The following is a 25,743-nucleotide window of genomic DNA, read 5'->3' on the forward strand; positions in this document are numbered from 1 at the left end:
GGCTTTAACCCTTCACGGCGCCGGACATCAGGCCACGGACGAAATAGCGGCCGGAAACGATGTAGACGACAAGCGTTGGCAAGGCGGCAAGGATCGCGCCTGCGAAATGGACGTTGTATTCCTTCACCCCGGTCGAGGAAGAAACGAGATTGTTGAGCGCCACCGTCATCGGCGTCGAATCCGCCCCGGAGAACGATGCCCCGAACAGAAAGTCGTTCCAGATATTGGTGAATTGCCAGATAACCGAGACGACGATGATCGGACCCGACGATGGAAGCAGGATGCGCCGGAAGATCTGGAAGAAGCTGGCGCCATCGATCTGTGCGGCCCGCACCAGTTCGGTCGGAAACGCCTCATAGTAGTTGCGGAAATACAGCGTCGTGAAACCGAGACCATAGATGACGTGCACCATCACCAAGCCAGGGACCGATCCGGCAAGACCGAAGATACCCAGCATGCGCGCCATCGGGATCAGGACGATCTGAAACGGGATGAAGCAGGACAGAAGCAGCATGCCAAAGAAGATGCCGGAGCCCGGAAACCGCCACTTGGTCAAGACATAACCATTGAGCGCACCGATGATCGTCGAGATCGCCACGGCCGGCACGACCATCAGGATCGAATTGATGAAGAAGGGACGCAAGCCTGTCGGCTGCACACCGATCTGCGCCGTCGACCAGGCGGAGCGCCAGGGATCCAGCGTCCAGCTCATCGGCAGGTTCAGCATGCCGCCTTGGCGGATTTCGTCCAGCGGCTTGAAGGAATTGACCAGCATCACATAGAGCGGCAGCAGCGAATAGGCCGCAAACAGGATCAGCACGGTATAGATCAGCGCGCGCGTCAGGCGGCCGGAAGAAATGGCGTTGTCAGGGCTCTGGACACTCATGCGCGCTTCTCCCCTTTGATTTCGGAATAGAGGTAGGGGATGATGATCGAGAAGATCATGGCCAGCATGACGATGGCCGACGAGGCGCCAATGCCCATCGAATTGCGGGTAAAAGTGTAGGAATACATGAAGGTTGCAGGCAGTTCGGTCGCCTGCCCCGGCCCGCCGCCCGTCAGTGCCACGACCAGGTCATAGGCCTTGATGGCGAGATGGGCGAGCACGACGAAGGCCGACAGGAACACCGGACGCATCAGCGGAATGATGATCCGCCGGTAGATCGTCGTGGTCGAAGCGCCATCGATCTGCGCCGCCTTGATGATTTCGTTATCGACGCCGCGAAGACCGGCCAGGAACATCGCCATGATGAAGCCGGTGGATTGCCAGACGGCTGCGATCACCACGCAATAGATCGCGTAGTTGCGATCCTTGATCCAGTTGAAGGTAAAACTTTCCCAGCCCCAGAGATGCATGGTGTTTTCAAGGCCGATGCCCGGATCGAGAAACCATTTCCAGGCCGTGCCGGTGACGATGAAGGACAGCGCCATCGGGTAGAGATAGATCGGCCGCAGCAAACCTTCGGCGCGGATCTTCTGATCGAGAAGAATGGCAAGGCCCAGACCCAGCACTGAGCAGATGAGAATGTAAAGCGACGCGAAGATCGCCAGATTGGAAATTGCCCGCCACCAATGCGGCAGAGCCCAGAGCTTGGAATAGTTGCTCAATCCCACGAAATTGTAGGACGGCAGCATCTTGCTGTCGGTGACCGACAGATAGCCGGTATAGACAATGAAGCCATACACGAAGACAATGACGATCAGAAAGCTTGGGGCAAGTACCAGTTTTGGCACAAGGTCCTGCAGCCGGCTTCGGCTATCCATAGCGAATACCACCGTTGTATGTGAATTGAATAAAGCAAGATGCCCCTCACCCTAGCCCTCTCCCCGCATGCGGGGAGAGGGGATTACAGAGGTCGCCGCCCGGTCCTTCTCCCCGTTACGACGGGAAGAAGATGCCCGAAGGGCGGATGAGTGGCATTATTCGCAGAACGATTACTGCGCAGCAGCAACAGCGGCCGGCAGTTCCTTGACGGCTTCTTCGGGGGTGAGTTCACCGTTGAATTCGCGTGTCACGACGTCGTAGATCGCATTCTTGACAGCAGCCGGATTGGCATGGCCGTGAGCCATGGAACCGAACAGCTTGCCGTTTTTGTCGGCGTCGGCGAGATCGGCGATGGCCTTCTTGCCGCAAGCGTCGAACGCTTCGTTCGATACGTCTGTACGGGCCGGAGCCGAACCCTTGACGACGTTGAAGGCCGACTGGAAGGTCGGGCTTTCGATCGCAGCGGCCATCTGCATCTGGGCCGGAACCTTGTCAGCGGCAACCTTGAACATCGCGAACTGGTCGGAGTTGAAGGTGACGGAACCCTGTGTTTCCGGGTAACGCATGCAGACGAAGTCGGTGCCGGGCACCTTCTTTGCCTTGACGAACTCGCCCTTTGCCCAGTCGCCCATGAACTGCACGCCGGCCTTGCCTTCGATGACCATGGCAGATGCCAGGTTCCAGTCGCGGCCGGAGAAGTTGTCGTCCACATAGGAACGCAGCTTGGTCATGCGCTCGAAGGCGGTCTTCATCTTGTCGCCGCCAAGAGCTGCCGGATCAAGATCGATGAAGGCCTGCTTGTAGAAATCGGTGCCGAGCGAAAGAACGACAGCATCGAACAGGGTCGCATCCTGCCACGGCTGGCCACCGGCTGCGATCGGGGTAATGCCCTGTGCCTTGAAGTTATCAAGCAGAGCGACCAACTCGTCCCAGTTCTGCGGCTCCTTGCCACCTGCCTTGTCGAGGGCTGCCTTGTTGATCCACATCCAGTTGGTGGAGTGGACGTTGACCGGAGCGGCAATCCAGTGACCGTCGTATTTGGAGAATTTCTGCAGGGCGGCCGGAATGACCTTGTCCCAGCCTTCCTTGCCGGCGATTTCGTCGAGATTACCAAGCGCGCCTTCCTTGGCCCAGTCGAGAATGTCGAAGCCGAGCATCTGAACGGCCGTCGGTGCATTGCCCGAGGTGACGCGGGCGCGCAGCACGGTCATGGCTTCCGTACCACCACCACCGGCAACCGGCATGTCGGTCCAGGAAATACCCTTGGTTTCCAGATCCTTCTTCAGGACGTCCAGAGCGGCCGCTTCGCCGCCGGATGTCCACCAATGCAGAACTTCAACGCTTTCAGCAGCCTGCACGGCAGAGCCGCCCATCACCGCGCCACCCGTCATCATCAATGCTGCAATTGCTGTCGTCGTCATAAACTTGCGCATCGTAGTCCTCCCGTTTGCAAGTCGGATAGCGGGAAACTCCTCCCCCGCCGTTGAATGCCATCCCCGCTCAAACAGGGAAGCAATTGGTCTGCGGTCTCCACCGCCGGTTCATTTAAAACGTTATAAATAGGCTCAAGTCAAGCACCGCACACCATAGCCAGACAATTCGAATTAACACTTTGAATTCCAGTGTTTATAAGCCGTGAAATTAATGCCGCACCGCCGCAAATCCTTACTAGCAATGCGCATTTGTAACGTTTGCATAAACACACATTGCGCATGTGTGCGTCTGACGTTACAAAGACGCCTTGTCGTCGCCTCAAGGGAGTATTTCATTGGTTGACACTCCCAAATCCGCCGCTGCCGAAACGAGACCGAAAAGCGGCAAGCCAACGCTGCGCACCCTCGCCGATCTCACCGGCTTTGCCGTGACGACCGTGTCGCGGGCACTCAGCAATGCACCGCAGATTTCGGCCGAAACCCGGCGCCGCGTGCATGAGGTGGCGGCAGAAATCGGCTACCTTCCCGACCGGGCGGCGCAGCGCCTGAAGACCGGCCGAACCAACGTCATCAGCGTTCTTCTCGACCCGCACGAGGAAATCCTCGGCTACGGCACCTCGCTGATGCTCGGCCTTGCCAAGGCGCTGACCGATACGCCCTACCACATCATCGTCACGCCGAATTTCATGAACGACAGCAATCTCGATGCGGTGCGCCACATCGTCCGCAACAGTATGGCTGACGGGCTGATCTTCTCGCGCACCGAACCGTTCGACCCGCGCGTGCGCTTCCTGCTCGAAAACGATTTTCCCTTCGTCTGCCATGGGAGAACGGAGCTTTCCACCCCTCACCCCTATGTCGACTATGACAATTTCTCCTTCGCCTACGAGGCAGCCAAGCGGCTGATTACGCGCGGCCGGCGAAAGCCGACGATCATCCTGCCGCCGAAGCGCATGACCTTCTCGCAGCACCTGATGCACGGTTTCATGACGGCTGTGCGCGAGGCCGGCGTCGCTTACGAAATCCCCGAAGAAATCCATCTCGACAGCCCGATCGACCATATCCGTGACTTCATCAGCCGCCGCGCCGGGCAACCGGACGCGCCCGACGGCTTTGTCTGCGGCGGTGAGGTTTCGGCGCTGGCGACGATCACCGGCATGAGCGATCACGGACTGGCGCTCGGCGTCGAATATGACATCGTCGCCAAACAGACCTCGAAACTGCTGGTCAACATCCAGCCCAAGGTTGAGACGATCTATGAGGATCTGACGGATACCGGTGAACAGATGGGCCGCGTCCTCATGGCTCGGATTGCTGGAACGAACACGGCCGACATGCAAGTCATGCTGAAGCCGACGATCAATTTTCCGGCAACGTGAGACCTTGAGAATGAGGCCAGTGCCCTGTTCCAAACTCGAATTCAGCTCCATGCCCCCTCCCCTCCTCTCATCGCCTCTGCTCAAATCTCCCTTATGAACGCGGCATCCACCAGCCGGTGCGGCCGCCGATATGCATGTTGAGCGTCTTGGTCTCGGTGTAATCTTCCACCGAATGGCGGCCGAGTTCGCGGCCAAGACCGGACTGGCGGTAGCCTCCGAATGGCAGCTCCGAGGCCCCATCCATGAAGGTGTTCATCCAGATCGTTCCGGCCCGCACCTTCCGGCCAACCGTCAGGCAAGTATCGAAATCGCGGCTCCAGACACCGGCCGACAGACCGTAATCGATCGAATTGGCAATCCGGATCGCCTCCGCCGTGGTCTCGAAGGTCAGCACCGAAAGCACCGGACCAAACACTTCTTCCCGCGCCACGGCCATGTCGGGCGTGACGGACGAGAGAATGGTCGGTGACATGAACTGGCCCGAGCCGAGATCAAGTGCGGCGCCGCCATGCGAAACCTTAGCCCCATTGCCGGAGGCGGCCGAAACGTAGCCAACGATCTTGTCCAGATGCTGCGGCGTAATGATCGCCCCGACCTGGGTTTGCGGATCGAGCGGATCGCCGACCTTGACCTTCGCCGAAAGCGCGGCGACACGGGCAATCACGTCCTCAGCGATCTCCTTGTGAACGATCAGCCGCGAACCGGCATTGCAGCATTCGCCGGCATTGAAATAGGCGCCGAACACCGCCGCATCGATGAAATCATCGAGATTGGCATCCGGAAAGACGATCTGCGGGTTCTTGCCGCCGAGTTCCAGCGAAACCTTCTTCAGCGTCTGCGCGGCATTGGTCATCGTCAGCTTGCCGATACCGGTCGAGCCGGTAAAGGAGACCATTTCGACGTCGGGATGCGAGGTCATGATCGCGCCGACATCCGGGCCAGTGCCAGTGATGATGTTGACGACGCCTGCGGGAACACCGGCTGCTTCGAGGATTTCGCCCAGCACCAGCGTCGATCCGGACGTGAGTTCAGACGGCTTGACCACCGTCGTGCAGCCGGCCGCAAGCGCAAACGGCAGTTTCTGGCTGACGATCAGGAAGGGGAAATTCCACGGTGTGATGATCGAGACCACGCCAATGGCTTCGCGCAGGACGACACCGAGCGTGCCATCGCCGAGCGTATTATAGCTTTCGCCGTGCAGATCGCGCGCAAGCGCTGCGGCATAGCGCCAGATATCGGCGGCGCCGCCAAGTTCGGCCTTGGCCTGGCTGATCGGCTTACCGCTCTCGATACAATCGAGATAGGCCAGTTCATCGGCACGCGCCGCGATCATGTCAGCAGCGCGAAGCAGCACAAGCGAACGCTCCGATGCCGTCATGCGCGGCCAAGGACCATCGTCAAATGCCTTGCGGGCTGCAGCGATAGCACGCTCCGCATCCACTTTCGTCGCAGCCGGATAGCGGCTGACGGTGACGCCATGACCGGGCGCCACGCGCTCCAGTGTCCGGCCCTCGGCAGCATTGCCCCATTTGCCGTCAATCAGCATCTGGAAGTCGCGCACCTTCGTGTCAGTCAAAGCCTTGGGCTTCACCAGAACCGTCATTACCATTCTCCCTTGAATTCCGCAGGGCGTTTGCCGCTAAAAGCCGCAACGCCCTCTTTCATGTCACCGGTCTTGGCCGCCAGGATCGATCCCAGCGCTTCCACAGCCGTTCCGTTGTCTTCGCCATTGGCGGACGCGATCATCAGCTTGCAGATTTCCAGTGCCGCCGGACCGCGCTTGGCAATGCGCCCGGCATAGTCCTTCGCCGTATCCCGCACCGTCCCAGTCGCCACGACGGCATCGACCAGCCCCAGTGCCTTCGCCTCATCGGCCGTAAACATCTCGCCGCCCAGCACCATGCGCCGCACCACTTGCGCGCCAAACCGCCGGACCAGACGCTGTGTGCCCGACCAGCCCGGAACCATACCGAGGCTCGTTTCCGGCAGGCCGATCTTCACCTGCTTTTCGGCAATGCGGATATCCGCCGCTGCCGCCAGTTCCAGCCCGCCGCCAAGTGTGTGGCCATTGATCGCGGCAATCACCGGCATGCGCAGGGTCGCCAGCCGCTCGAACACACGGTGGCCGAAACGCACCCAGGCGTGACCGAATTCGTTGGGGCTCATCGCCCCCCAGGCCTTGATATCGCCCCCGGCCGAAAAGGCCTTGCCCTCGCCTGTCAAAATGACGACGCGGATGGTCGCATCGGCCTCGACCGTATCGCAGGCTGCCGAGAGTGCCTTCAGCATGTCGATATCGAAGGCATTCAACTTGTCCGGCCGTGCAACCGTGAGGATGGCGATCGCCCCCTCGGTCTCGATACGGATGCGTTCGTCAGCCATGCGCCGCTCCTTCCAGCGTCCGAACCGGCTTTTGCGGCAACGTCAGCCCGATCGGCGCTTCATGAAACAGCGCCGCATCCATGACCTTCAACTTGTCAGACACGATCAGCGGGAATTCCGACTGGTCGAGAATATGGGTCTGCAGATCGACACCCGGCGCGATTTCGGTGAGCATGATGCCTTCAGGCGTCAGCTTCATCACGCAACGCTCGGTGACATAGGTGATATCCTGCCCCTGCTCAACGGCGCGGCGGCCGGAGAAGGTGACGTGTTCGACCTCGTTGACCAGCTTCTTCAGCTTGCCCTCTTTTTCGATCACCAGCTTGCTGTCGGTCATCGAGAGCTTAGCCCCCGCGTTGAACATGCCGGAGAAGACGATCTTCTTTGCCCGCGCAGTGATATCGACGAACCCGCCCGCCCCTGCGGTCACGTGTGGCCGGAAGGACAGTTTCGAGACGTTGACCGAGCCGGATTTATCGATCTCAAGAAACGACAGAAGCGAGGCATCGAAGCCGCCGCCCTGAAAATAGGTGAACTGGTAAGGCGACGGCATGAAGGCGTCGGCATTCGAGGCGCAGCCGAAGGCGAAATCAAGCAGCGGCACGCCACCGACCGCCCCCTGCTCAATCACCCAGGTGACCGAGCCGTGCAGGCCCTCTTCTAGCAGGATACGCGGCACATTGGCCGAAATGCCGAAGCCGAGATTGACGCAGGATCCACCCTGCAGTTCCTGCGCAACACGGCGGGCAATGACCTTCTGAATATTGAATTCCGGCACCCGAAAACTGTCGAGTGGCCGGAAGATTTCGCCTGAGATCGCCGGATCATAATCCGTCAGCGTCGTCTGCTTCTGGTCGGGATCGACGATGACATAATCGACCAGCATGCCGGGAACCCGCACGTCATGCGGCTTCAGCGAACCGGACTTGGTGATCCGCTTGACCTGCGCAATGACAATACCGCCATTGTTTCGAGCGGCCAGCGCCTGGTCGAGACCGCCGAGATAGGCGCCTTCGTGCTCATAGGTCAGGTTGCCGCGCTCATCGGCGGTGGTTGCCCGGATGATCGCCACCTGTGGCACGATCGCCTTGAAATACAGCCAGTCCTCGCCCTCGAATTCCATCTTCTTGACGACCGGTTCGGCCATGGCCGACGCATTCATGGCACAGCCTTGGCGCGCGGGATCGACGAAAGTGTCGAGACCGGTCTTGGTGAGCACCCCCGGACGCTTTGCGGCCGCTTCCCGGTGCATGTCGAACAGCACGCCGGAGGGGATGTTGTAAGCAGCCACTTCGTTGCTACCAATCATCTGCCAGATCAGCGGCGGCTCGGATGTCGAGGGGCCGGAGGGATAGGAGCCGCCGATGATCTTTTTCAAAAGCCCTTTCTTGGCGATGTAATCGACACCCTTGATGCCGCTCATGTCACCCGCGGCAATCGGGTGCAGTGTCGTCAGATCGCGCGGATGGCCGGTCGCGTCAAAACGCTCTCCGATCGCCTTCAGCATCAGGTCCGGGCAACCGAGCCCACTCGACGACGACACAGAAACGGTCGCGCCATCGGGGATCAAAGCGGCGGCCTCAGCCGGGGTGATATGCTTGCTCATAGACAGAACTCTGTTGAAATCATCATGGTCTTCAGTTGCGGCTGGCCCCCTCTTCTCCCCAGCGGGGAGAAGGTGGCCCGCAGGGCCGGATGAGGGGGCGGCTGCCTCGATACTCGATACGCGGCCCCCCTCATCGCCTCGCTCCCGCTCGGCACTTCTCCCCACTGGGGAGAAGTGGGAAGCTGCTATCACCTCCCCCAGGAAAGCATGCAGCCGCTCGACCGTCTCGCCAATCATGGCCTCAAAGCCCCGTTTCGACAGCGACGGCATTTCCGGTCTGCGCCGATTTCATCACCGCCAGCCCCGTCGCCAGCGACCAGATGCCATCCTCGCCGCCACAGAGCGGCTTGCCCTTGCCAGCAATGGCGTTGTCAAAGGCAGTCAGCGTGTTTTCATAGAGATTGCGGTGGTCGAGCGGCAGCTCCGTTTCACCCTCGACATTGCGCAAGGTCACCGTGCCAACCGGCTTCTGGCTCATGCAGTTGCGGGCGATCAGTGATCCGTCCGAGCCATGCACCTCAAAGCCGGTAACTGCATATTTGGTGGTAAAACCATCATGGAACTGAGCAATCAGGCCTGATTTGAACCGCAGGATACCCATCGCCGCATCTTCAAGCCCTGCCTTTGCCATGCCGCCATATTGGCCAAGCGCCACCGCCTCGACCGGATCGTCGCCGAGCACGAAACGCAGCGTATCGGTGTCATGCACGGTAATATCGAGAATGACCCCGCCACCCGCTTCTGGCTTGTCCAAGCGCCAGCCCTGCAGATGCGGCGGCAGGTAACCGGCATGGCAGACGCGGGCCGCCAATGGCTTGCCGATCTTTCCGTCGGCAATCGCATCGCGCATGGCACGATGGGTTGCGGCACCGCGAAGGTGATGATTGGTCGCCATGACGACACCGGCATCCCGTGCCACCTTGACCATGGCATGGGCATCGTCAAGGCTCATCGCCAGCGGCTTTTCGCAGAGAATATGCTTGCCGGCCTTGGCCGCCGCAATCACCTGGTCGCGATGCAGTTCATTCGTGGTGGAAATGTAGACGGCCTGAACATCAGGATCACCAACAAGCTCGTCAACACTGGTCACCGATTTTGCAATGCCGTGGTCTGCGGCATATTTGGCGCCGCGCTCGGCGCTGGTGCTCATCACCGAAACGATCTCGCCACCAACGGCGCGGATCGCGTCGATTACCCATTCATGGGCAATCGTGCTTGCCCCGATCAAACCCCAACGTGTCATAACAAGGATAGCCTTTCCCGCTTGTCGATGGCGGCACCACAGCTTTGGCGTACGACCAGCCGCACCGAACTGACGATCGCTTCCGCATCGGCCCGTCCGGCATTGATCTGTTTCAAAAGAAGCTGCGCCGCCCGGCGCCCCATGCCCTGCGGATCAACCGAAATTGTCGTCAACGCCGGCACCGCCGTCTGCGCCTCGATCACGTCGTCGAAACCGATCACGGCAAAATCCTCACCTGGATCAAGACGATGGGCGCGCAAGCCGTCGCAGACCCCGAAAGCGACCGCATCGTTGAAACACACTGCCGCCGTCGGCCGCTCGCGGAGCAGCAACGCCCGCTCGATGGCAGCGACGCCCCCTGCCCGCGACGGCGCCGAGCTGACCACAAGTTCGTCATGAAGAGCTAGATCCATATCGGACAGCGCGTCGCGATAACCCTGCAGCCGCTCATTGAAAACGGCCGTATCGGGAAAGCCGCCGAGGAACGCGATACGGTGATGGCCAAGCCCGGCCAGATGGCGGACGGCATCGCGCATGCCGGCATGATTGTCGGAGATCAGCGAGGAAACCTTGGCGCCGGTAACCTGCCGGACGACATTGACGACGGGAATACCGCTCGCCACCAGCGGCTTCAGGTCATTGGCATCTGTTCCACGCGCCGGCGACAGGATCAGCCCGGAAATACCGTGCTCACGCATCGAGGATATTACCTCACGCTGGCGGTCGACGCTTTCGGCGGTATTGGCAAGAAACTGCACGTAACCGGCCGACTGCACGACCATATCGACGCCGACAGCAAGCTCGGCGAAGAAACTGTTGGTCAGGTCGTTGACGACGATACCGATGATCTTCGATTTGGAATTGGACTGGCGCAGGTTGGCGGCGCCTCGATTGTAGACATAGCCGAGATCGCGAATGACCGCATTGACCTTGGCGCGGGTGGCCTCATTGACCAGCGGGCTCGCCTGCAGCACGAGCGACACGGTCGACTTCGACACACCGGCGGCGCGCGCAATATCGATCACTGTCACCCGGTCTTTTACCACATCACCCTCCCGGCCAAGGTCTTCCACCTCAGCATGCATGCTCAAAATAATTGGAACGTTCCAATTTTGTCAAGCGGATTTCGCCAAACTCGATCAGGCTCCCCTTTATCCACAGACAGCGAAACCGGATCGAAGAACACAGAAATAGACAAGCCATTGATATTAGCTTGTTAATTTAAAACACGGCGCCTTACATACAACGACAAGAAACTCGACGTCAGTCCAAAAATCTACTCTCTGCGCATTCGAAGCTTCGGTTTGGCACGCAAATTTTCCTTGAAATTTGGAACGATCTAAATTATTCGGCTTTCAATATCCAAGGAGGAGCCCGCATGTCCGCCACCCTGTCGCTGCCACACGCCGATGGCTCGCTTGAGATTTACCGTTTGACGGGAACACCGGTCTCGCGGCCGAAAACGGCCCCCACCTTCAATCGTATCGCCTATGCCGCCGCGCACGTGGTCTCCGATCCATTGCGCGATCTCGATCCATGGGGCCGCCCGGCCATCGACTGGGAGCGGACGATGGCCTTCCGCCATCATCTCTGGGCTCTCGGCTTCAAGATCGCCGAAGCGATGGACACGTCGCAGCGCGGCATGGGGCTGGATTGGGCAGGCGCGCAGGAACTGATCCGCCGATCGCTGGCCGAAGCCCGCACGGTGCCGGGCGCCGATCTCGCCTGCGGTGCCGGAACCGACCACCTTTTACCCACCGATACACGCTCGCTCGACGATGTCATCCGCGCCTATGAAACGCAGATCGGCTTCGTCGAGCAGCAAGGCGGCCGCTCGATCATGATGGCCAGCCGCGCACTCGCCCGCATCGCCACATCGCCGGATGACTACCGCAAGGTCTATGGCCGCATCCTGTCGCAAACCAGGGACAAGGTTGTGCTGCACTGGCTGGGCGACATGTTCGACCCGCAACTGAAGGGCTATTGGGGATCGGAAAACTTCGAAACGGCGCTCGATACGGTCCTGTCGATCATCGAGGAGAACAGGGCGAAGGTCGAGGGCATCAAGATTTCATTGCTCGACAATGCTTACGAGGTCGCCCTGCGTAACCGTCTGCCCGACGATGTGCTCTGCTTCACCGGCGATGATTTCAACTATGCCGAACTGATCGAAGGCGATGGAAAGAAATACAGCCACGCCCTGCTCGGCATCTTCGATGCCGTGGCGCCCTCCGCCTCCAAGGCGCTGGCCTCGCTTGCCGCTGGCGATACCGCCACCTTCCGCGCGGTGATCGAACCGACTGTGCCTTTGTCGCGAAAAATCTTCGAAGCGCCGACGCAATATTACAAGGCCGGCGTGGTTTTTCTCGCCTGGCTCAATGGCCACCAACGACATTTCACCATGCCGGCTGGCATGCAGTCGGCCCGTGGCGTTTTGCACTATGCCAATATCTTCCGTTTGGCCGACAAGGCCAACGTGCTGGATATGCCGGATATGGCTATGGAGCGAATGAAGGCGTTTCTGGTGATGCAAGGGGTTTGAGGGCTTCGGCAATAGCAGACATTCCCCTTCTCCCCAGCGGCGAGTGACGAGCGGCTGCGAGTCGATGAGCGATGTCTTTCCGGAAGTGCTTTGCCATGTCGCCTGATCCCGAATGATGGCATTGAGGATGGGCGGCAGTTTGCGCGTGGTGGTGACGAGGCCATCACGAAAAGCATTGAAATCGGGGGTTTGGACAAGCTTTTCAAAGACGCGTTGTCCTGAGTGGTCGCTGGGCTTCGGGTTCTATCCCATGCCAAAACGCCCGGCATTGCTACCGGGCGCCTGGCCGCGGCGCATCAGGGAGATCAGTTGCGCCGGGAATTGAAGCCCGTATCGATATGCGGCTCCCAGAACTCCACGGATTCGCGGATCATATCGACGACGAGATGATCGGTCGGCTCGCGTTCGCGAAAGGAGAGTTCAAGGCAGATTTCGTTGTCGGTACCACCGCCACGGCGAACCGTGTCGAGCAGCTTTTCAGGCACTATCCGGCCGTCCTTGTTATGGACGGCAATGAACGGCCAGTGCCCTCCCTTGTTCATCGAAGACTGCTTGATGTGGATAATCGGCGATTCCTTCGGAAACGCCTCCGCCCAGGCATAGGGATCGATGTCGTCCGGATTGCTGGAGGTGACGTCACCGTGGTCGATATCGACCATCATCTTCATTGGAATCGGCAGGCCCGACTGCGCCAGCCGCCCGTCGAGCGCGCGGCATTCTGCGATCGTATGGCCGAACTCGCGGCCGACTGACATGGGTTCCCAAAACAGATAGGTGAGACCGGCAACCTTGCCATGCTCGGCCACTTCGGCCCAGCAATCGATGGCGATCCGCATCAGTTCCTCGCGGCGCGCTGGGTCGTCATAGTCCTTGTGGGTGAAGATGGCGAATTGGGTGCCCATGCCGGAAGCACCGAGTTCGGCGGAAATATCGGCAAAGGTCTTGAACCAGTCGATATAATAACGGCGCACATCGATATCGGGATGGCCGAAATGGTTGAGCCGTCCATAAGGCCCAGTCATGCCCGAAGTCACCTTGACGCCGGTTCGCCCGAGCGCCCGCTTGAATTGGCGCAGCTGCTTGACGATCGTTGCAGCCGGCCAGCCCGGATTGACGAACTCGTGGGTCAGCTGGACATAGCCAATGCGGATCTTCTCGGCGATCGTATCGATCAGGTCATCGGCCTCGGCGAAACGGTTGACCAGTGGATTGGTGTTGAGCGACAGCGTGAACGCCATAAGCCTTACCTCTCAGACCAGATGAATGCCGGCAGGATGAAATCGGGAACTGCGCCATGCTCGGCAAACAGCGCCTGGCGATCAGCGTCGGACGCGGTTTCGAGAATACCGGTCGTCACCAGGATCGATGCGAGCCCCGCCCCGGCGGCACCGGCAATATCGTGCTCGATGCTGTCACCGATGCAGCAGATTTTCTCCGCGAAAACGTCCCCCAGAAATTCACGCGCCGTTGTATAGATGTCGGCGAATGGCTTGCCGATCCAGCGCACGGTGCCCCCCAGATCTTCATAGAGTTCAGCAATACGCCCCGCCCCGAAGGCAGTACCGTCCTTCGTCAACATGATCTTGTCCGGGTTGGTGCACAGGCATGGCACACCCCGCGCGGCTGCGGGCGCCAGGAGCGTTTCGTAGAACGTCAGCGGATATGCATCACCTTCGCTTGCCGCCAAGAGGATGAAATCCGCATCCTCGCCGCGATCGGTCCGTGTCAGATCAAGCCCGTCCAGCGGTGAGGTATCGCCATCGCGGCTGATCAACAGACATTTGCGTGCGGTGTTTCCGGCCTCCTGCCGGATTTCGGCCTGAAGGATACGCCAGGCGACCTCGCCGGACGTCAAAAACCAGTCCCAGCTCTGCGGATCAAAACCAAGAGCGGCAAGGCGGCGGTCATTTTCCGCCGAACGTTTTCCCGAGTTCGACAGGATGATGATCATCTTGCCAGCCTGCTTCAGCCGCAGAAGTGTCTCCGCAGCGTGGGGATACGGCCCTTTACCATCCCGCAGCACGCCGAACTGATCGATCAGGAAGGCATCGAAACGCTCTTCGATCTCAGCTAGGCCCGATATTGTCAGTGGCCCGCCCTTCATAGCACGCCCGCCGCTTTCGCGCCGGTCAGGGCAAGTCGCGCCGTTCCCGCAGCCGCCTCTTCCGAAGCCACCGGCAGAAAGGCAATGGATATCTTCCGGTTGCGGATCGCCGTCCAGACCGCGTTCTTCGCACCACCGCCGACTGTGCGGATGGAACCCAAGGCCGGGCTGCCGAGCGACACCAGCCGCTGATAGGCTAAAGCCTCGACGCCCGCGATGCCCTCGAAGATCGCTTTCAGGAATTCGGCATCGCTTTGCGGCCGCGGCGTCATGCGCGGCTTCATCGCCGGGTCGTTGACCGGAAAGCGCTCACCATCCTTGATCAGCGGATAATAATCGAGCCCGGTATCCGTCGCCGGATCGATCTCCGCGGAAAGCGCTGCGATCCTCTCGTTGTCGAAATGGGCGGACAGCACCACGCCGCCGGTATTGGAAGCACCACCAGCCAGCCACATATCGCCGATCCGGTGGCTGTAGAGACCATATTCCGGCGCAAACAGCGGCCGGTCGGACAGCATCTTTACCGTGAGTGTCGTCCCAAGCGCGGAAACGGCATCGCCCGGCTGACCGGCACCGGTTGCCAGAAACGAAGCACAGCCATCCGTCGTCCCGGCGACGATGACGACATCATCCGCAAGGCCGAACGCACTCGCCGCCTCCTGGGAAATCCCGGCGATCGGTGCACCCGCAGGCAGCACGTCCGGGAGCAGATCGAGCCGCGCGCCCGTTGCCGCGATCCAGTCCGGCCAGCGGCGCGATACCGGATCGTAGCCGGTCTTCAGCGCGTTGTTCTCGTCGGAAACATCATAAAGCCCGGTGAAATGCCCGGCTAACCAATCCGCTTGATGAATAATCCGGAAAACGCCGGGAGTGGACTGAAACACCAGCGCTTTCGCCAACCCGGACGTCGCCCCATGCACCGCACTTTCCTTCGGCGCATGGGTGGAGATCCGGGCGAGAATATCCGCATCCTCGACCGGATCATTGTACATCATCGGCGCCGCCAACGGCGCGCCGTTTGGGCCGACTGGCAGCACGGTGCCAGAGGTGCCGTCAATCGCAATTGCCCGGACCCGTGTCCGGTCGATGGCACCAAGTACCTGCCCAAGCGCGGTCTGTACCGCTTGCCACCAAATCACGGGATCGCGATGGTCGGCGGAAAAATCGGCAAGTCTGGATGCCCCGGATGCGGCTATGTCGAAATCCGCATCCATTGCCACAGCGCGGGCGCCGGATGTACCGATATCAATACCGATCACCAAAGGCCTGTTTGCGGCACTGGTCATTGCAGCGTCTTTCCGGCCCGGTTCAGTTCCTGCCGGTATTTTTCCGCGTCCCACCCAAGCAACTCGGCATTCTCGGCATCCGTCAGATAGCGCAACCGCGCGCCTTCGTTGATACGGCCAAGGACGTCCGAGAGGCAACGGGCCATGGCCAGCGCGCCGGCCGTGACCTCCTTGGAGACCAGGACGCCCTTGCCTGGAAACAACAGTGCTAGCGGCACGGACACTCCCTCGCCGCGATGCCGTTCCTCGATCGCGGCGGCCGTTTCGCCGGGCGCTGCAACAAACGATCCGCGGCCGAGGAAGATGACATGGTCCGGATAAAGACTACCACCAGCGGCAATACGGCAGCTTGCCAGATCGGTCGCGGCATCATGGATCAGGCTGTCTTCCGGCAGCGCGAAATTGCTGCCGACGGCAAGCCGCGAGAGGGCCGCAAGGTCGGCGTCCGGCGCCTTGCGCCGTGGCAGGGCCAGCCTGTTTGAGACCTCAGCCAGTAACAATTCCGCCTCTGCAACGGTTTCGGCTGCCACGGCCAGCCCGTGATTGCCGAGGATTAGCACACTGGTATCCGGCCGAATCCGCGTGGCGATCGCCTTTGCCAGCGGCAGGCCGGGTCGTGCATAGGGCACGAACGCATGCGGAATACCCGATAGTTTCGATGCGGCAATGGTTTCGCCGTTGACCTGCACAGCGGTCGCGATCGTTTCGACACAATGCACGTGGATCACGACTTTCTGCGGCATCAGGGCGTGCACCGTCGTTTCGATCGAGGGGCGCAAACCGGATGGATTGCGGTCCGCGATGACGAAATCCTGTGCTTTCTCGGTCGAGGGATCATCACGCTCCAGCGCGTCGAGCAACGCATCGAGCGCCACCGGCACCATCACATCGCGCTGCCTTGCCTGCATCAGCCAAAGGCCCGACGCCTTGATCCACAGCGTGCCGCCCTCCTTGATCGAGGTATTGCCGCCAGCTGCCTGCACCAGCGCCGGATCGGCACCGACCCGGGCCGAGACATCCAGAAGGGCTTCGAATTCAGAACTTCTCACCATTGTCTCCGATATCGTTCAAGCCGCCTGCGACTGCCGCAGACACCAGGCGGCGAAAGCCTCGCGTTCTGCCGGCGTCATGTGCAATCCGTGTTTGGTGCGGCGCTCCAGAATGTCCTGCGGCGTCTGCGCCCATTCGGTTTCGATCAGGAACCGCGCTTCGCGTTCACGCAACAGCTTGCCGAAGGACGTACCGAGATCGTCGAGCGATACCGCGTTGCCGAGCAGGTCATGGGCGCGCGTGCCGTAGAGTCTTGCGTAATGCTTGGCCAAATCGGCCGGAAGCCAGCGATATCGCGCCCGCAGATCGCCGAGAAACTGATCGAAATCCGCCTTTGGCATATCGCCGCCAGGCAGGATACCTTTCGAGGTCCAACCCGGTTTCATCGACGGAAAGAACGGCCTGATCTTCTCCAGCGCATGTTCGGACAATTTGCGGAACGTGGTGATCTTGCCGCCGAACACGGAAAGCAGCGGCGCTTTTCCACTCTCCGCATCAACCTCGAAAATATAGTCCCGCGTTACGGCTGACGGATTTTCGGCATTGTCATCATAGAGCGGCCGCACGCCGGAGAAACTATGGACGATATCGCTTTCGGCGAGCTGCTGCTTGAAATAGCGGTTCACCGATTTGATCAGATAATCGATCTCGTTGGCATCGGCTTTCACATCTTCCGGCCGGCCGTCATAGGGAATATCGGTGGTGCCGATCAGCGCCAGATCATTTTCGTAAGGGTTGATGAAGATCACCCGCTTGTCCGGGTTCTGGACGAGATAGGCCTGCCGACCCTCCCAGAATTTCGGCACGATGATATGGCTGCCCTTGACGAGCCGGACATTGCGGCGGGAATTCAGCCCGGCAATACGGCCGATGACATCGTTGACCCATGGCCCTGCGGTATTGACGACGCATCGCGCCTTCAGTTCGCTCTTGCGGCCCGTGCCGGCCTGAGTCATCTCGATATCCCAGAGATCGCCATTGCGGCGCACCGACGTGCAGGCAGTTCTCGTGTAGACTTTGGCGCCACGCTGCTTGGCATCCAGCGCATTGAGCAGCACCAGCCGGGCATCATCCACCCAGCAATCGGAATATTCGAACGCCTTGCGATAGTCCGTCTTGACCGGCGCGCCCTCCGGCGCCGTGCGCAGGTCAAGCGTGCGCGTACCGGGCAACCGCTTGCGGCCGCCCAGATGATCATAGAGAAACAGACCGAGACGAACGAGCCAGGCCGGGCGGTCGGACGAGCTGTGCGGCAACACGAAGCGCATCGGCCAGATGATATGCGGCGCGGATTCGAGCAGCACCTCGCGCTCGATCAAGGCCTCGCGCACCAGCCGGAACTCGTAATACTCGAGGTAACGCAACCCGCCATGCACAAGCTTTCCGGATCGCGAACTGGTGCCCTGCGCCAGATCATCTTTTTCGCAAAGAACGACGGACATGCCCCGCCCTGCCGCATCGCGGGCAATGCCTGCCCCATTGATACCGCCGCCGATGATAAACAGGTCGATGATGCCGGCTTCAGCACTCACGATCGTTTCTCCTGCAATCCGTAACTCGCAAAGCCCTTCCGGACACCGGCAATTTCCTCTGCCGAAAGCACGACCGGGCCGCCGATCAACAAGGCATGGTAATATTGCTTGGCAATGGTTTCGAGCTCGACCGCCGCCCACATCGCCTTTTCAAGGCTTGCTCCGGTGGCCAGCATGCCGTGATTGGCCATCAGGCAGGCGGTACGGCCCTCCATCGCCTTAAGAATATTGTCCGAAAGCTCCTTGGTCCCATAGCGCGCATAGTCGCAGACTTTCACGTCGTCGCCACCAAAGGCGGCAATCATGTAGTGACAGGCCGGGATCGGCTTGTGGGCGATGGCAAGGATGGTCGAATAGATCGCATGCGTGTGGATGACCGCATGAACCTCTGGCCGGCTCTTCATGATATCGAGATGAAAGCGCCATTCCGTCGAAGGTTTGCGCGGGCCATCCCAGGCGCCGTATTCGCCCTCCAGCGGCAACGAGGCGATCATGTCCGGCGTCATCTCATCATAGGGCGCTGCCGACGGGGTGATCAGCATCCGGTCTTCATAGCGCGCGCTGATGTTGCCGGATGTTCCCTGATTGATGCCAAGCGCATTCATCTTACGGCAATGGTCGATGATCGACTGGCGAACGTAATTCTCTGTCATCGTCCTGCCCTCAGCACGGGTTGACCGGCGGCAGGCCGGCGATATAGCGGCGCACCTCTTCGGCCGCCATCTCGGCGGCATAGGTGACGGTGCGTACCGAAGCCCCGGCAATATGCGGTGTCAGCGTTACGTTCGGCAGTTGCAAGAGCGGCCAGTCCTCCGGCACCGGCTCGACGGCGAACGTTTCGAGCATTGCAGACCCGAGCGGGCCATTCACCAAGGCCTCGTACAGGGCATCATAATCGCAAAGCGGCCCACGCGCCGTATTCACGAAGATCGCTCCCGGCTTCATCTTCGCAAAGCTCTCGGCATTCATCATATGCCGTGTCTCTTCCGACACCCGCGAATGCAGCGTCACGACATCGGAGCGTGACAACAGATCGTCGAAACTGACATGCTCGACACCCGCGTTGCGGTCATCGGCCGAGAGTTGGACATAGGGATCATAGACCACAACCTTGGTTCCAAACGCCCGCAGCAGCCGCACCACCTTGGTGCCGATATTGCCGTAGCCGACGACACCAACCGTCATTTCGGAAAGTTCGCGGCCGGTCTTGTCGGCGCGGTAAAGCTCTCCGCGCCATTCCCCCTTGCGCAGGGACTCGTGACCGGAGCGGATCAGCCGGGTTTCGGCAAGGATGGCGCCGAGTGTAAATTCGGCAACCGCACTGGCATTGCGGCCGGGCGTGTTGACCACCAGAACCTTGGCGTCCCGCGCGGCGCTCATGTCGATATTGACCGGTCCACCGCGCGACACTGCGATGAACTTCAGGCCAGGAAGCTGGGAAAACATGCCGCGGGAAAACGGCGCCAACTGAGTGATGACCATCTCAGCGTCACCAACGAACTCGACGATGTCGTCGGCCTTGCCGACATATTCCTTCAGGCCGTCCATGCCCTCGACGGCATAGCCGTGCTCCATCGGCTCATCCGGCCAGGGCTGTTCGAGAAGCCGGATATCATGCCCGTCGCCACAAGCTTCCACGACTTTGTCGCGAAAGACCGTTGGCAGCATGAACCGGTCTCCAATGATGGCGATTTTCTTCATTTCAGTCTTTCCTGTTCAGTTGCCGGGGCGGTGCCGTGGGAAAGGGCGTGCCAGACCGGACGAAGGGACAGGCGCGATTGCCTGTAGAGTGGAAACGCCGCGTTGAAACGCGCCGCCATGGCTGTGTCGGCCGGTTCCGCCGGCCGCTGATAGGGGGTGACCCATTGCTTGACGCAGTCTTCCATCGAGCCGTAGATGCCGAGCGAAACGGCGGCGATCATCGCCGTGCCGGCAGCGCCCGCCTCTTCGCGCTCGCTGGTCTGCACCGATGAGCCGAGCGCGCCGCCGAGAATGCGCCGCAAGGATGCGCTGCGCGCCGCGCCGCCGGTCAGCCGCACCCGCGACGGCAGCGGTCCCATCTCGACGTAGCAATCACGCGACGCCATCGCGAGACCGTTGAAGACGGCACGGACCATGTCGGCAAAGCCGTGGTTCAGATCGAGCCCGATGAAAGACGCCCGCGCCGAGGCATCGACAAACGGACCGCGCTCGCCTGCCTCGGAAATATAGGGATGGAACAGCAGCGAGGTTTCCTTGGATTCCGACAGCCAGCCTTCGACATGACCGAGCAGTTCGGCCTTGCTCTTGTCGATACCCATGCCCTTGAGCACGCTGCCCGCAAGCGACAGTATCCAGTCGATGTTCAGTGTCGCCGCCATGTTCGACTGCATCTGCGCATAATGGCCCTCAATCGGCAGGCACATCGTGTAACCGGTCAGATCCCTGTTGAGCTGGACATCATCGGCGCTCTTTGCCAGCCGCATATGCATGCCGGTCGAACCGATGATGGAGCAACCGGTATCGGTTCCCGGTTCGTAGAGACCGGCGCCGAGCGACGTGCAGACGACATCGACGTAACCGAGCACGACGGGCGTTCCGGCCAGAAGCCCGGTCAAAGCTGCCGCGGCGTCGCCTAAAGCATGCTGTGTCACCGCACCATCGACGATCTCCGGCAGCAGGTAGCGTTGTTTGCGCAGGTCGAGAAAGTCTATGACATCCTCGGAATACTGCCGGGTACGGAAATCTCCGAAGGTAAAGTTGGCCTCGGAAGGATCGGTCGCGCGCTTTCCGGTCAGCTTGAAATAGAGCCAGTCCTTGCAATGAAACCCTGTTGTCGCGCCATAGATCATCTCCGGTGCGTTTTCCAGAATCCACCGAAGCTGCGAGCCCATCTGGCAGGCGGCAAGACCTGAACCGGTATGGGAAAAGCGGGCGGCATCACCCCTGTCCTGCCGCAGCCGCTCCACCGTATCGCCGGCGCGGGCATCAAGCCAAAGCCAGCCCTTGCCGACAGGGTCGCCGTTCTTGTCGATCAGCCAAGTGCCATCGCCTTGGCCCGTCACCGATATCGCCGCAACCCGGCTGGCAAGATTTTCGACCTTGCCAGCGAGATCGGCAAGCGTCTTTGCAGTATCAGCCCAGGTCCGGTCGAGGTCCTGCACAACGCCCTTACCGCCTTCGCTTTCATAGCTGTTGGCGATGGCGCAAGCCGCGATCTGCTTGCCGCCAAGATCGAAAGCGACGGACTTAATGACGGAGGTTCCCGCATCGATCCCGATCAGGATATCGCGCATCAGGCAAGCTCCTGCCCATGGCTGATCGCCTTGCCGCTATCGCCGTCGAACACATGCAGGCTCGATGGGTCAAGGCGGATACCGACATTCTCGCCGATCGCCAGGTTCGTCCGGTCATGCTCGACCAGCACCATCGTGCCGCCGGCAAAATCAGTGGCGATATGCGTCTGGTCCCCAAGCCACTGGTTGACCGCCACTTTCGCGCCGACCCCGCCCTCACTGCGGCGAACCGCATAGGGCCGGATGCCAAGCACGACCTTGCTGCGCTTCATCAGTTCGGCCCGCACTTCATGGGAAAAGTCAGACGCCTTGTAATCGAGCTTGACACCGTCGTTGAGGCCGAAAGAGACCGTATCGCCAGACCCTGAAATCCCCGCAGAAAATACGTTCATCGGCGGTTCGCCAACGAAAGTGCCGGTAAACAGGTTGGCCGGACGCTCCTTGATCATCTGCGGCGTATCGAATTGCTGGAGTACGCCACCCTCCATGACGGCGATCCGGTCGGCCAGCGCATTGGCTTCCGTCTGGTCGTGGGTGACGAGAATAGCGGTCAGTCCGCGTTCCTTGATGAAATGTTTGATACGGCCGCGCAAAAGTGCGCGCAACTGCGGCTCCAGCTGCCCCATCGGCTCATCGAGCAGATGCAGGTCGGCATCCCGGATCAGCGCCCGGCCGAGCGATGCACGCTGCTGCTGGCCGCCCGAGATCGAGCTTGGATAGCGGCCCATGATATCCTCGATCTCCAGCAACTTGGCGATACTGGCGACCTTCTCATCGACGACACTCTGCGACAGCCTAGAGGCCTTCAGCGCGAAGGCAATGTTTTCACGCACGGTCAGCGGCGGGTAGAGCGAGTAGCCCTCGAACGCCATGGCGACGTTGCGCTTGACGGGAGCGAAGGTCTGAACCTCGCGTCCCTTCATCGAAATCGTGCCGCGCGACACGGCTTCGAAACCAGCGACCATGCGCAATGTCGAGGTCTTTCCACAGCCGGACGAGCCGAGAAGCGCGATGATCTCTCCCTTTTTCACGTCCATGTTCAGCTGTTTGACAGCATGGACGCCATGATCGATCGGGCCATAGAACTTGTCGACGCCCTTGATGAACAGTGCGGTCTCGCTCATGCCGCTTCTCCATTGCGTGTCATCGGGGTTGCGGCGGAACGGATCAGCCCGCCACTCTCCTTGTCGAACAGGAAGGCCGCCCGTCCGTTGACGGCGATATGGGCGGGGCCGGAGACCGGGCCGGGCGTCCCCGCCGGGCGCGACACCAGGATTTCCCGGCCACGTGCGGTCAGGACCAGCGTTACCGTCTTTTCATTGAGCGGCGTTTCGGCTTCCACCGTCACCGGAATAGCCCCCGGCGCACCAGCATCCGTAAAGGCTATGGCTTCGGGCCGAAGGCCGATGACGCAGGCTCTTCCGGCAACGTCCGCCGGCATGCCGGGCAAAACCACCTTCACGTTCGAAAGCTCGACATGGATACCCTCCGGTCCGGCTTTCGGCGTTACATCCAGGAGGTTGATGGTCGGATCGCCGAACAGTCGGGCGATCTCGATATCGGCCGGTGTATTGTAGATATCCTCCGGCGTGCCGATCTGGCGGATACGGCCCTGTGACATGACCGCGATGCGGTCGCCGAGCGCCATGGCCTCCTTGTAATCCTGCGTCACGTAGACAACCGTGGCACCCTGCGCGGCCAGCAGTCGTGGCAATTCCAAACGCATCTCGAAACGCAGCTTGGCGTCGACATTGCGCAAGGGATCATCCAGCAACAGCAGCGGCGGCGAACCTGCCAGCGCGCGGGCCAGCGCCGTGCGCTGTTTCTGTCCATTCGACAGCGCCTTTGGATGATGGGACAGCACGTGGTCGATCTTGAGCAGCTTGGCGACCTTATGCACGCCCGCCGAGATGGCGTCCTTCGTCGAATTCGTCGCCGTCAGCGGGCTGGCAATATTGTCGAAGGCACTCATATGTGGAAACAGCGCGAAATTCTGGAAGGCCATGCCGATGCCGCGATGCTCGGCATCGATATCGGAGACATCCTCGCCGCCGATCAGGATCTGCCCCTCTTCAGGATCGATCACACCGGCAACCAGCCGGAGCAGCACCGTCTTGCCCGCACCCGATGGGCCAAACAGCACCAGCGTTTCGCCATCGGCCACATCCAGCGACAGGTTGTCGAGGACCGTGTTGGTCTTGTAGCGCTTGACGATGTTTTTAAGCTGAAGTGTTGTCATGATTTATCCCTTCACCGCGCCAAGCGACAGGCCTTCGACAAGATAGCGCTGGGCGTAGAGTGCAAGTGCAAGTGTCGGCGTCACCGACAGCACGATGGCCGAGGCAATCTGGCCGTATTGGATGCCGGAAGACGTGACGAAGGCAAGCGCGCCCACGGTCACCGGCTGCTTGTCAGCCGAGGCCAGCACCAGCGCGAAGACAAAATTGTTCCAGGCGAAGATGAAGGCCAACAGACCGGCAGCCGCAATCCCCGGTCCTGCCAGCGGCAGGGCGATCTTGCGAAAGGTGGCAAACCACGAATGCCCTGCGATCCGGTAGGCATATTCGACGTCGGCCGAGATATCCTCGAAATAGCCGCGGACGATCCACAGGATGAGCGGTAGGCAGATCAGCTGGTAAACCCAGATCAGTCCGAAATAGGTGTCCGATAGCCCGAGCCACTGGAAATACTGGGTCAGCGGCAGGAGCACGAGCAGCGGCGGTGCGAACCGGAAGGACAAAAGCGTGAAAGCAATGTCTTCCGAGCCCTTGAACTTGTGGCGGGCAAAGGCATAGGCGGCCGGCACGCCAAGGACGAGCGCCAGGGCGACCGAGGTCACCGAGAGGAAGATCGAGTTGCCGAGATTGCGCATGAAGGCGATGTCGAGCGTGCCGGCTGCCGTCGTCAGCTTGCCGGTGATTAGTGCCGCATAGTTCGACAGCGTCGGCGTGAAGATCACCGATGGCGGGATCGCCAGGATCGTCTCGTTGGTCTGGAACGACATCAGGAAGATCCAGAAGATCGGGAACATGAAGAAGATGACGACGAGCGAGAGCGCGATCAGCCGCAGGGTCTTTTCGAGCGTGGATGTGGTTTCCATGGTTTTCCCCTCACGCTTCGCCGCGGGCGCGTTCGCGCAGCCGCAGCCAGTTCTTGATGAAGATATTGGAGAGCAGGTAGGTGATCGCCCAGAGGATGACCATCAGCGCCGCGGAGCGCCCGACATTGGTCGACTGGAAGAAGTTGAGATAGGCTTCCACCTGGAAAACGGTCAGCGTATTGCCTGGCCCCCCTTGCGTCATCGCGTAGATGATATCGAACTGCTGGATACTGTCGAGCAGACGGAACAACGTGGCCGTCAGGATATAGGGCGTCAGCATCGGTAGCGTAATGCGGAAGAACACGAAGGTCCGTGGCACGCCATCCAGGGCTGCCGCCTCGAACGGCTGGGTCGGCAGCGAGCGCAGGCCCGCCAGCAAAAGGATCATGATGAAGGGTGTATAGACCCAGATATCGACGAGAACGACGGTCAACAGCGCCGTGCTCGGGGAAGATGCCCAGCGGAAATCATGCAGGCCGATCAGGCTGGCGAGGTAGCTGAGGATGCCGAAGCTCGGGTTGGTCATCAGCTTCCACATCAGCGCGGCCAGCGCTGGCGCGATCATCAATGGCAGAAGCAGCATGATCGAGATGAAGTTGTTGACCGTCGAGCGGCGCTGCAGAAGAAGCGCAATACCGAGACCGAGCAACAACTCCAGCGTCACCGTGATCCCGGCATAAAGCAGCGAGACTTTCAGCGTGTTCCAGAAGGCCGGATCGGTAAAAAAGTTGAGATAGTTTTCACCCCAGTTGAACTGCCGCGCCCAGGGCTGGCTGAGCCGGTAGCGCTGGAAGGAATAAATCACGGCCGTGATGAAGGGGATCAGGATGCCGATGCAGACGAGCAGGGCAGGCAGGCTCAGCACATAAGGCAGCATCTTCCGGCTGATGCGGAAACCTGAAGCCGGTTTGCGGAGGGTTGCTGTTGAAGCCATGTCGAGCTCCGTTCTTTGTCTTTGAAGAAAGCGCGCGGCACGCGGTTTGTCCCGCGCCAGTCCATCGGCATCTCACGTTGTCTCAAGGCGGCTGTCAGCCGGTGTGCGGGTG

At 60.4% G+C, this 25,743-nt stretch carries 22 protein-coding genes; 2 read left to right on the forward strand and 20 right to left on the reverse strand.

Annotation, left to right across the window (positions count from 1 at the left end; all coding sequences use genetic code 11):
• Window positions 1-4 precede the first annotated feature (4 nt).
• The 3 genes from ACSQ3J_RS16435 to ACSQ3J_RS16445 all read right to left on the reverse strand — a co-directional run bounded on the left by ACSQ3J_RS16435 (window position 5) and on the right by ACSQ3J_RS16445 (window position 3,159).
• The gene (locus ACSQ3J_RS16435) at window positions 5-886 is read right to left on the reverse strand and encodes a carbohydrate ABC transporter permease (protein WP_060505963.1); all 882 of its coding nucleotides are present in this window, start codon (window positions 884-886) and stop codon (window positions 5-7) included.
• Entirely contained in the window at window positions 883-1,764 is an 882-nt protein-coding gene (locus ACSQ3J_RS16440; RefSeq protein ID WP_060505964.1) for a carbohydrate ABC transporter permease, read from the reverse strand. The genes ACSQ3J_RS16435 and ACSQ3J_RS16440 overlap by 4 nt, the downstream gene beginning before the upstream one ends.
• 171 nt (window positions 1,765-1,935) lie before the next feature.
• Window positions 1,936-3,159: an ABC transporter substrate-binding protein gene (locus ACSQ3J_RS16445; protein ID WP_244482333.1), complete on the reverse strand. Its 1,224-nt coding sequence runs from the start codon at window positions 3,157-3,159 to the stop codon at window positions 1,936-1,938.
• Window positions 3,160-3,533: 374 nt separating this feature from the next.
• On the opposite strand from ACSQ3J_RS16445, the gene ACSQ3J_RS16450 reads away from it, so the two are divergent.
• Entirely contained in the window at window positions 3,534-4,577 is a 1,044-nt protein-coding gene (locus tag ACSQ3J_RS16450) for a LacI family transcriptional regulator (protein ID WP_347360146.1), read from the forward strand.
• Window positions 4,578-4,668: 91 nt separating this feature from the next.
• Here ACSQ3J_RS16450 and ACSQ3J_RS16455 read toward each other — a convergent pair whose 3' ends face one another.
• The 5 genes from ACSQ3J_RS16455 to ACSQ3J_RS16475 form a co-directional block, all read right to left on the reverse strand.
• Window positions 4,669-6,180, reverse strand: a complete 1,512-nt coding sequence (locus tag ACSQ3J_RS16455) for an aldehyde dehydrogenase family protein (protein WP_060505966.1) — start codon at window positions 6,178-6,180, stop codon at window positions 4,669-4,671.
• Window positions 6,180-6,959 (reverse strand): enoyl-CoA hydratase/isomerase family protein, encoded by a 780-nt coding sequence (locus ACSQ3J_RS16460; RefSeq protein ID WP_060505967.1) that lies wholly within the window; start codon window positions 6,957-6,959, stop codon window positions 6,180-6,182. Before ACSQ3J_RS16460 ends, ACSQ3J_RS16455 begins: the two co-directional genes overlap by 1 nt.
• On the reverse strand, window positions 6,952-8,565 hold the full coding sequence (locus ACSQ3J_RS16465) for an acyl CoA:acetate/3-ketoacid CoA transferase (RefSeq protein WP_060505968.1): 1,614 nt from the start codon (window positions 8,563-8,565) through the stop codon (window positions 6,952-6,954). The genes ACSQ3J_RS16460 and ACSQ3J_RS16465 overlap by 8 nt, the downstream gene beginning before the upstream one ends.
• A 241-nt stretch (window positions 8,566-8,806) precedes the next feature.
• The gene (locus tag ACSQ3J_RS16470; RefSeq protein ID WP_060505970.1) at window positions 8,807-9,808 is read right to left on the reverse strand and encodes a Gfo/Idh/MocA family protein; all 1,002 of its coding nucleotides are present in this window, start codon (window positions 9,806-9,808) and stop codon (window positions 8,807-8,809) included.
• Window positions 9,805-10,854 (reverse strand): LacI family DNA-binding transcriptional regulator, encoded by a 1,050-nt coding sequence (locus ACSQ3J_RS16475; RefSeq protein WP_060506095.1) that lies wholly within the window; start codon window positions 10,852-10,854, stop codon window positions 9,805-9,807. Before ACSQ3J_RS16475 ends, ACSQ3J_RS16470 begins: the two co-directional genes overlap by 4 nt.
• Window positions 10,855-11,186: 332 nt before the next feature.
• Between ACSQ3J_RS16475 and ACSQ3J_RS16480 the strand changes: the two genes are divergently transcribed.
• Window positions 11,187-12,350: a dihydrodipicolinate synthase family protein gene (locus tag ACSQ3J_RS16480; protein WP_060505971.1), complete on the forward strand. Its 1,164-nt coding sequence runs from the start codon at window positions 11,187-11,189 to the stop codon at window positions 12,348-12,350.
• Between the two features lie 305 nt (window positions 12,351-12,655).
• Here the strand turns inward: ACSQ3J_RS16480 and ACSQ3J_RS16485 are convergent, their stop codons facing one another.
• From ACSQ3J_RS16485 to ACSQ3J_RS16540, 12 genes are read right to left on the reverse strand one after another with little or no spacing between them, the layout of a single operon-like run.
• Window positions 12,656-13,588: a sugar phosphate isomerase/epimerase family protein gene (locus ACSQ3J_RS16485; protein WP_060505972.1), complete on the reverse strand. Its 933-nt coding sequence runs from the start codon at window positions 13,586-13,588 to the stop codon at window positions 12,656-12,658.
• A gap of 5 nt (window positions 13,589-13,593) precedes the next feature.
• Window positions 13,594-14,454, reverse strand: a complete 861-nt coding sequence (locus ACSQ3J_RS16490) for a TIGR01459 family HAD-type hydrolase (RefSeq protein WP_060505973.1) — start codon at window positions 14,452-14,454, stop codon at window positions 13,594-13,596.
• Window positions 14,451-15,740, reverse strand: a complete 1,290-nt coding sequence (locus ACSQ3J_RS16495; protein ID WP_060505974.1) for an FGGY-family carbohydrate kinase — start codon at window positions 15,738-15,740, stop codon at window positions 14,451-14,453. Before ACSQ3J_RS16495 ends, ACSQ3J_RS16490 begins: the two co-directional genes overlap by 4 nt.
• Window positions 15,737-16,792: a class II aldolase/adducin family protein gene (locus tag ACSQ3J_RS16500; RefSeq protein WP_436039560.1), complete on the reverse strand. Its 1,056-nt coding sequence runs from the start codon at window positions 16,790-16,792 to the stop codon at window positions 15,737-15,739. The genes ACSQ3J_RS16495 and ACSQ3J_RS16500 overlap by 4 nt, the downstream gene beginning before the upstream one ends.
• A gap of 15 nt (window positions 16,793-16,807) precedes the next feature.
• Entirely contained in the window at window positions 16,808-18,322 is a 1,515-nt protein-coding gene (locus tag ACSQ3J_RS16505) for a glycerol-3-phosphate dehydrogenase (RefSeq protein WP_060505976.1), read from the reverse strand.
• The gene (locus ACSQ3J_RS16510; RefSeq protein ID WP_060505977.1) at window positions 18,319-18,975 is read right to left on the reverse strand and encodes a class II aldolase/adducin family protein; all 657 of its coding nucleotides are present in this window, start codon (window positions 18,973-18,975) and stop codon (window positions 18,319-18,321) included. Before ACSQ3J_RS16510 ends, ACSQ3J_RS16505 begins: the two co-directional genes overlap by 4 nt.
• 10 nt (window positions 18,976-18,985) lie before the next feature.
• Window positions 18,986-20,023 carry a 2-hydroxyacid dehydrogenase gene (locus tag ACSQ3J_RS16515; protein WP_060505978.1) on the reverse strand — a complete coding sequence of 346 codons (1,038 nt, stop codon included), beginning with the start codon at window positions 20,021-20,023 and terminating at the stop codon, window positions 18,986-18,988.
• Window positions 20,020-21,597, reverse strand: coding sequence for an FGGY-family carbohydrate kinase (locus tag ACSQ3J_RS16520; RefSeq protein WP_060505979.1), 1,578 nt, complete (start codon window positions 21,595-21,597; stop codon window positions 20,020-20,022). The genes ACSQ3J_RS16515 and ACSQ3J_RS16520 overlap by 4 nt, the downstream gene beginning before the upstream one ends.
• The gene (locus ACSQ3J_RS16525; protein ID WP_060505980.1) at window positions 21,597-22,721 is read right to left on the reverse strand and encodes an ABC transporter ATP-binding protein; all 1,125 of its coding nucleotides are present in this window, start codon (window positions 22,719-22,721) and stop codon (window positions 21,597-21,599) included. The genes ACSQ3J_RS16520 and ACSQ3J_RS16525 overlap by 1 nt, the downstream gene beginning before the upstream one ends.
• Window positions 22,718-23,836, reverse strand: coding sequence for an ABC transporter ATP-binding protein (locus tag ACSQ3J_RS16530; protein WP_060505981.1), 1,119 nt, complete (start codon window positions 23,834-23,836; stop codon window positions 22,718-22,720). Before ACSQ3J_RS16530 ends, ACSQ3J_RS16525 begins: the two co-directional genes overlap by 4 nt.
• 3 nt (window positions 23,837-23,839) lie before the next feature.
• Window positions 23,840-24,697 carry a carbohydrate ABC transporter permease gene (locus ACSQ3J_RS16535; protein ID WP_060505982.1) on the reverse strand — a complete coding sequence of 286 codons (858 nt, stop codon included), beginning with the start codon at window positions 24,695-24,697 and terminating at the stop codon, window positions 23,840-23,842.
• 10 nt (window positions 24,698-24,707) lie between these two features.
• Complete coding sequence (locus ACSQ3J_RS16540) at window positions 24,708-25,631, reverse strand: carbohydrate ABC transporter permease (protein WP_060505983.1); 924 nt, start codon at window positions 25,629-25,631, stop codon at window positions 24,708-24,710.
• Window positions 25,632-25,743: the final 112 nt, after the last annotated feature.

It is taken from the genome of Rhizobium sp. LjRoot98, assembly GCF_964252935.1.
GTDB lineage: Bacteria > Pseudomonadota > Alphaproteobacteria > Rhizobiales > Rhizobiaceae > Pararhizobium.

Bases quoted from the DNA above. Each gene is read 5' to 3' on its own strand.
- ACSQ3J_RS16435 (WP_060505963.1), bottom strand. From the start codon at position 886: ATGAGTGTCCAGAGCCCTGACAACGCCATTTCTTCCGGCCGCCTGACG.
- ACSQ3J_RS16440 (WP_060505964.1), bottom strand. From the start codon at position 1,764: ATGGATAGCCGAAGCCGGCTGCAGGACCTTGTGCCAAAACTGGTACTT.
- ACSQ3J_RS16445 (WP_244482333.1), bottom strand. From the start codon at position 3,159: ATGATGACGGGTGGCGCGGTGATGGGCGGCTCTGCCGTGCAGGCTGCT.
- ACSQ3J_RS16455 (WP_060505966.1), bottom strand. From the start codon at position 6,180: ATGACGGTTCTGGTGAAGCCCAAGGCTTTGACTGACACGAAGGTGCGC.
- ACSQ3J_RS16460 (WP_060505967.1), bottom strand. From the start codon at position 6,959: ATGGCTGACGAACGCATCCGTATCGAGACCGAGGGGGCGATCGCCATC.
- ACSQ3J_RS16465 (WP_060505968.1), bottom strand. From the start codon at position 8,565: ATGAGCAAGCATATCACCCCGGCTGAGGCCGCCGCTTTGATCCCCGAT.
- ACSQ3J_RS16470 (WP_060505970.1), bottom strand. From the start codon at position 9,808: ATGACACGTTGGGGTTTGATCGGGGCAAGCACGATTGCCCATGAATGG.
- ACSQ3J_RS16480 (WP_060505971.1), top strand. From the start codon at position 11,187: ATGTCCGCCACCCTGTCGCTGCCACACGCCGATGGCTCGCTTGAGATT.
- ACSQ3J_RS16485 (WP_060505972.1), bottom strand. From the start codon at position 13,588: ATGGCGTTCACGCTGTCGCTCAACACCAATCCACTGGTCAACCGTTTC.
- ACSQ3J_RS16490 (WP_060505973.1), bottom strand. From the start codon at position 14,454: ATGAAGGGCGGGCCACTGACAATATCGGGCCTAGCTGAGATCGAAGAG.
- ACSQ3J_RS16495 (WP_060505974.1), bottom strand. From the start codon at position 15,740: ATGACCAGTGCCGCAAACAGGCCTTTGGTGATCGGTATTGATATCGGT.
- ACSQ3J_RS16500 (WP_436039560.1), bottom strand. From the start codon at position 16,792: ATGGTGAGAAGTTCTGAATTCGAAGCCCTTCTGGATGTCTCGGCCCGG.
- ACSQ3J_RS16510 (WP_060505977.1), bottom strand. From the start codon at position 18,975: ATGACAGAGAATTACGTTCGCCAGTCGATCATCGACCATTGCCGTAAG.
- ACSQ3J_RS16515 (WP_060505978.1), bottom strand. From the start codon at position 20,023: ATGAAGAAAATCGCCATCATTGGAGACCGGTTCATGCTGCCAACGGTC.
- ACSQ3J_RS16520 (WP_060505979.1), bottom strand. From the start codon at position 21,597: ATGCGCGATATCCTGATCGGGATCGATGCGGGAACCTCCGTCATTAAG.
- ACSQ3J_RS16525 (WP_060505980.1), bottom strand. From the start codon at position 22,721: ATGAGCGAGACCGCACTGTTCATCAAGGGCGTCGACAAGTTCTATGGC.
- ACSQ3J_RS16530 (WP_060505981.1), bottom strand. From the start codon at position 23,836: ATGACAACACTTCAGCTTAAAAACATCGTCAAGCGCTACAAGACCAAC.
- ACSQ3J_RS16535 (WP_060505982.1), bottom strand. From the start codon at position 24,697: ATGGAAACCACATCCACGCTCGAAAAGACCCTGCGGCTGATCGCGCTC.
- ACSQ3J_RS16540 (WP_060505983.1), bottom strand. From the start codon at position 25,631: ATGGCTTCAACAGCAACCCTCCGCAAACCGGCTTCAGGTTTCCGCATC.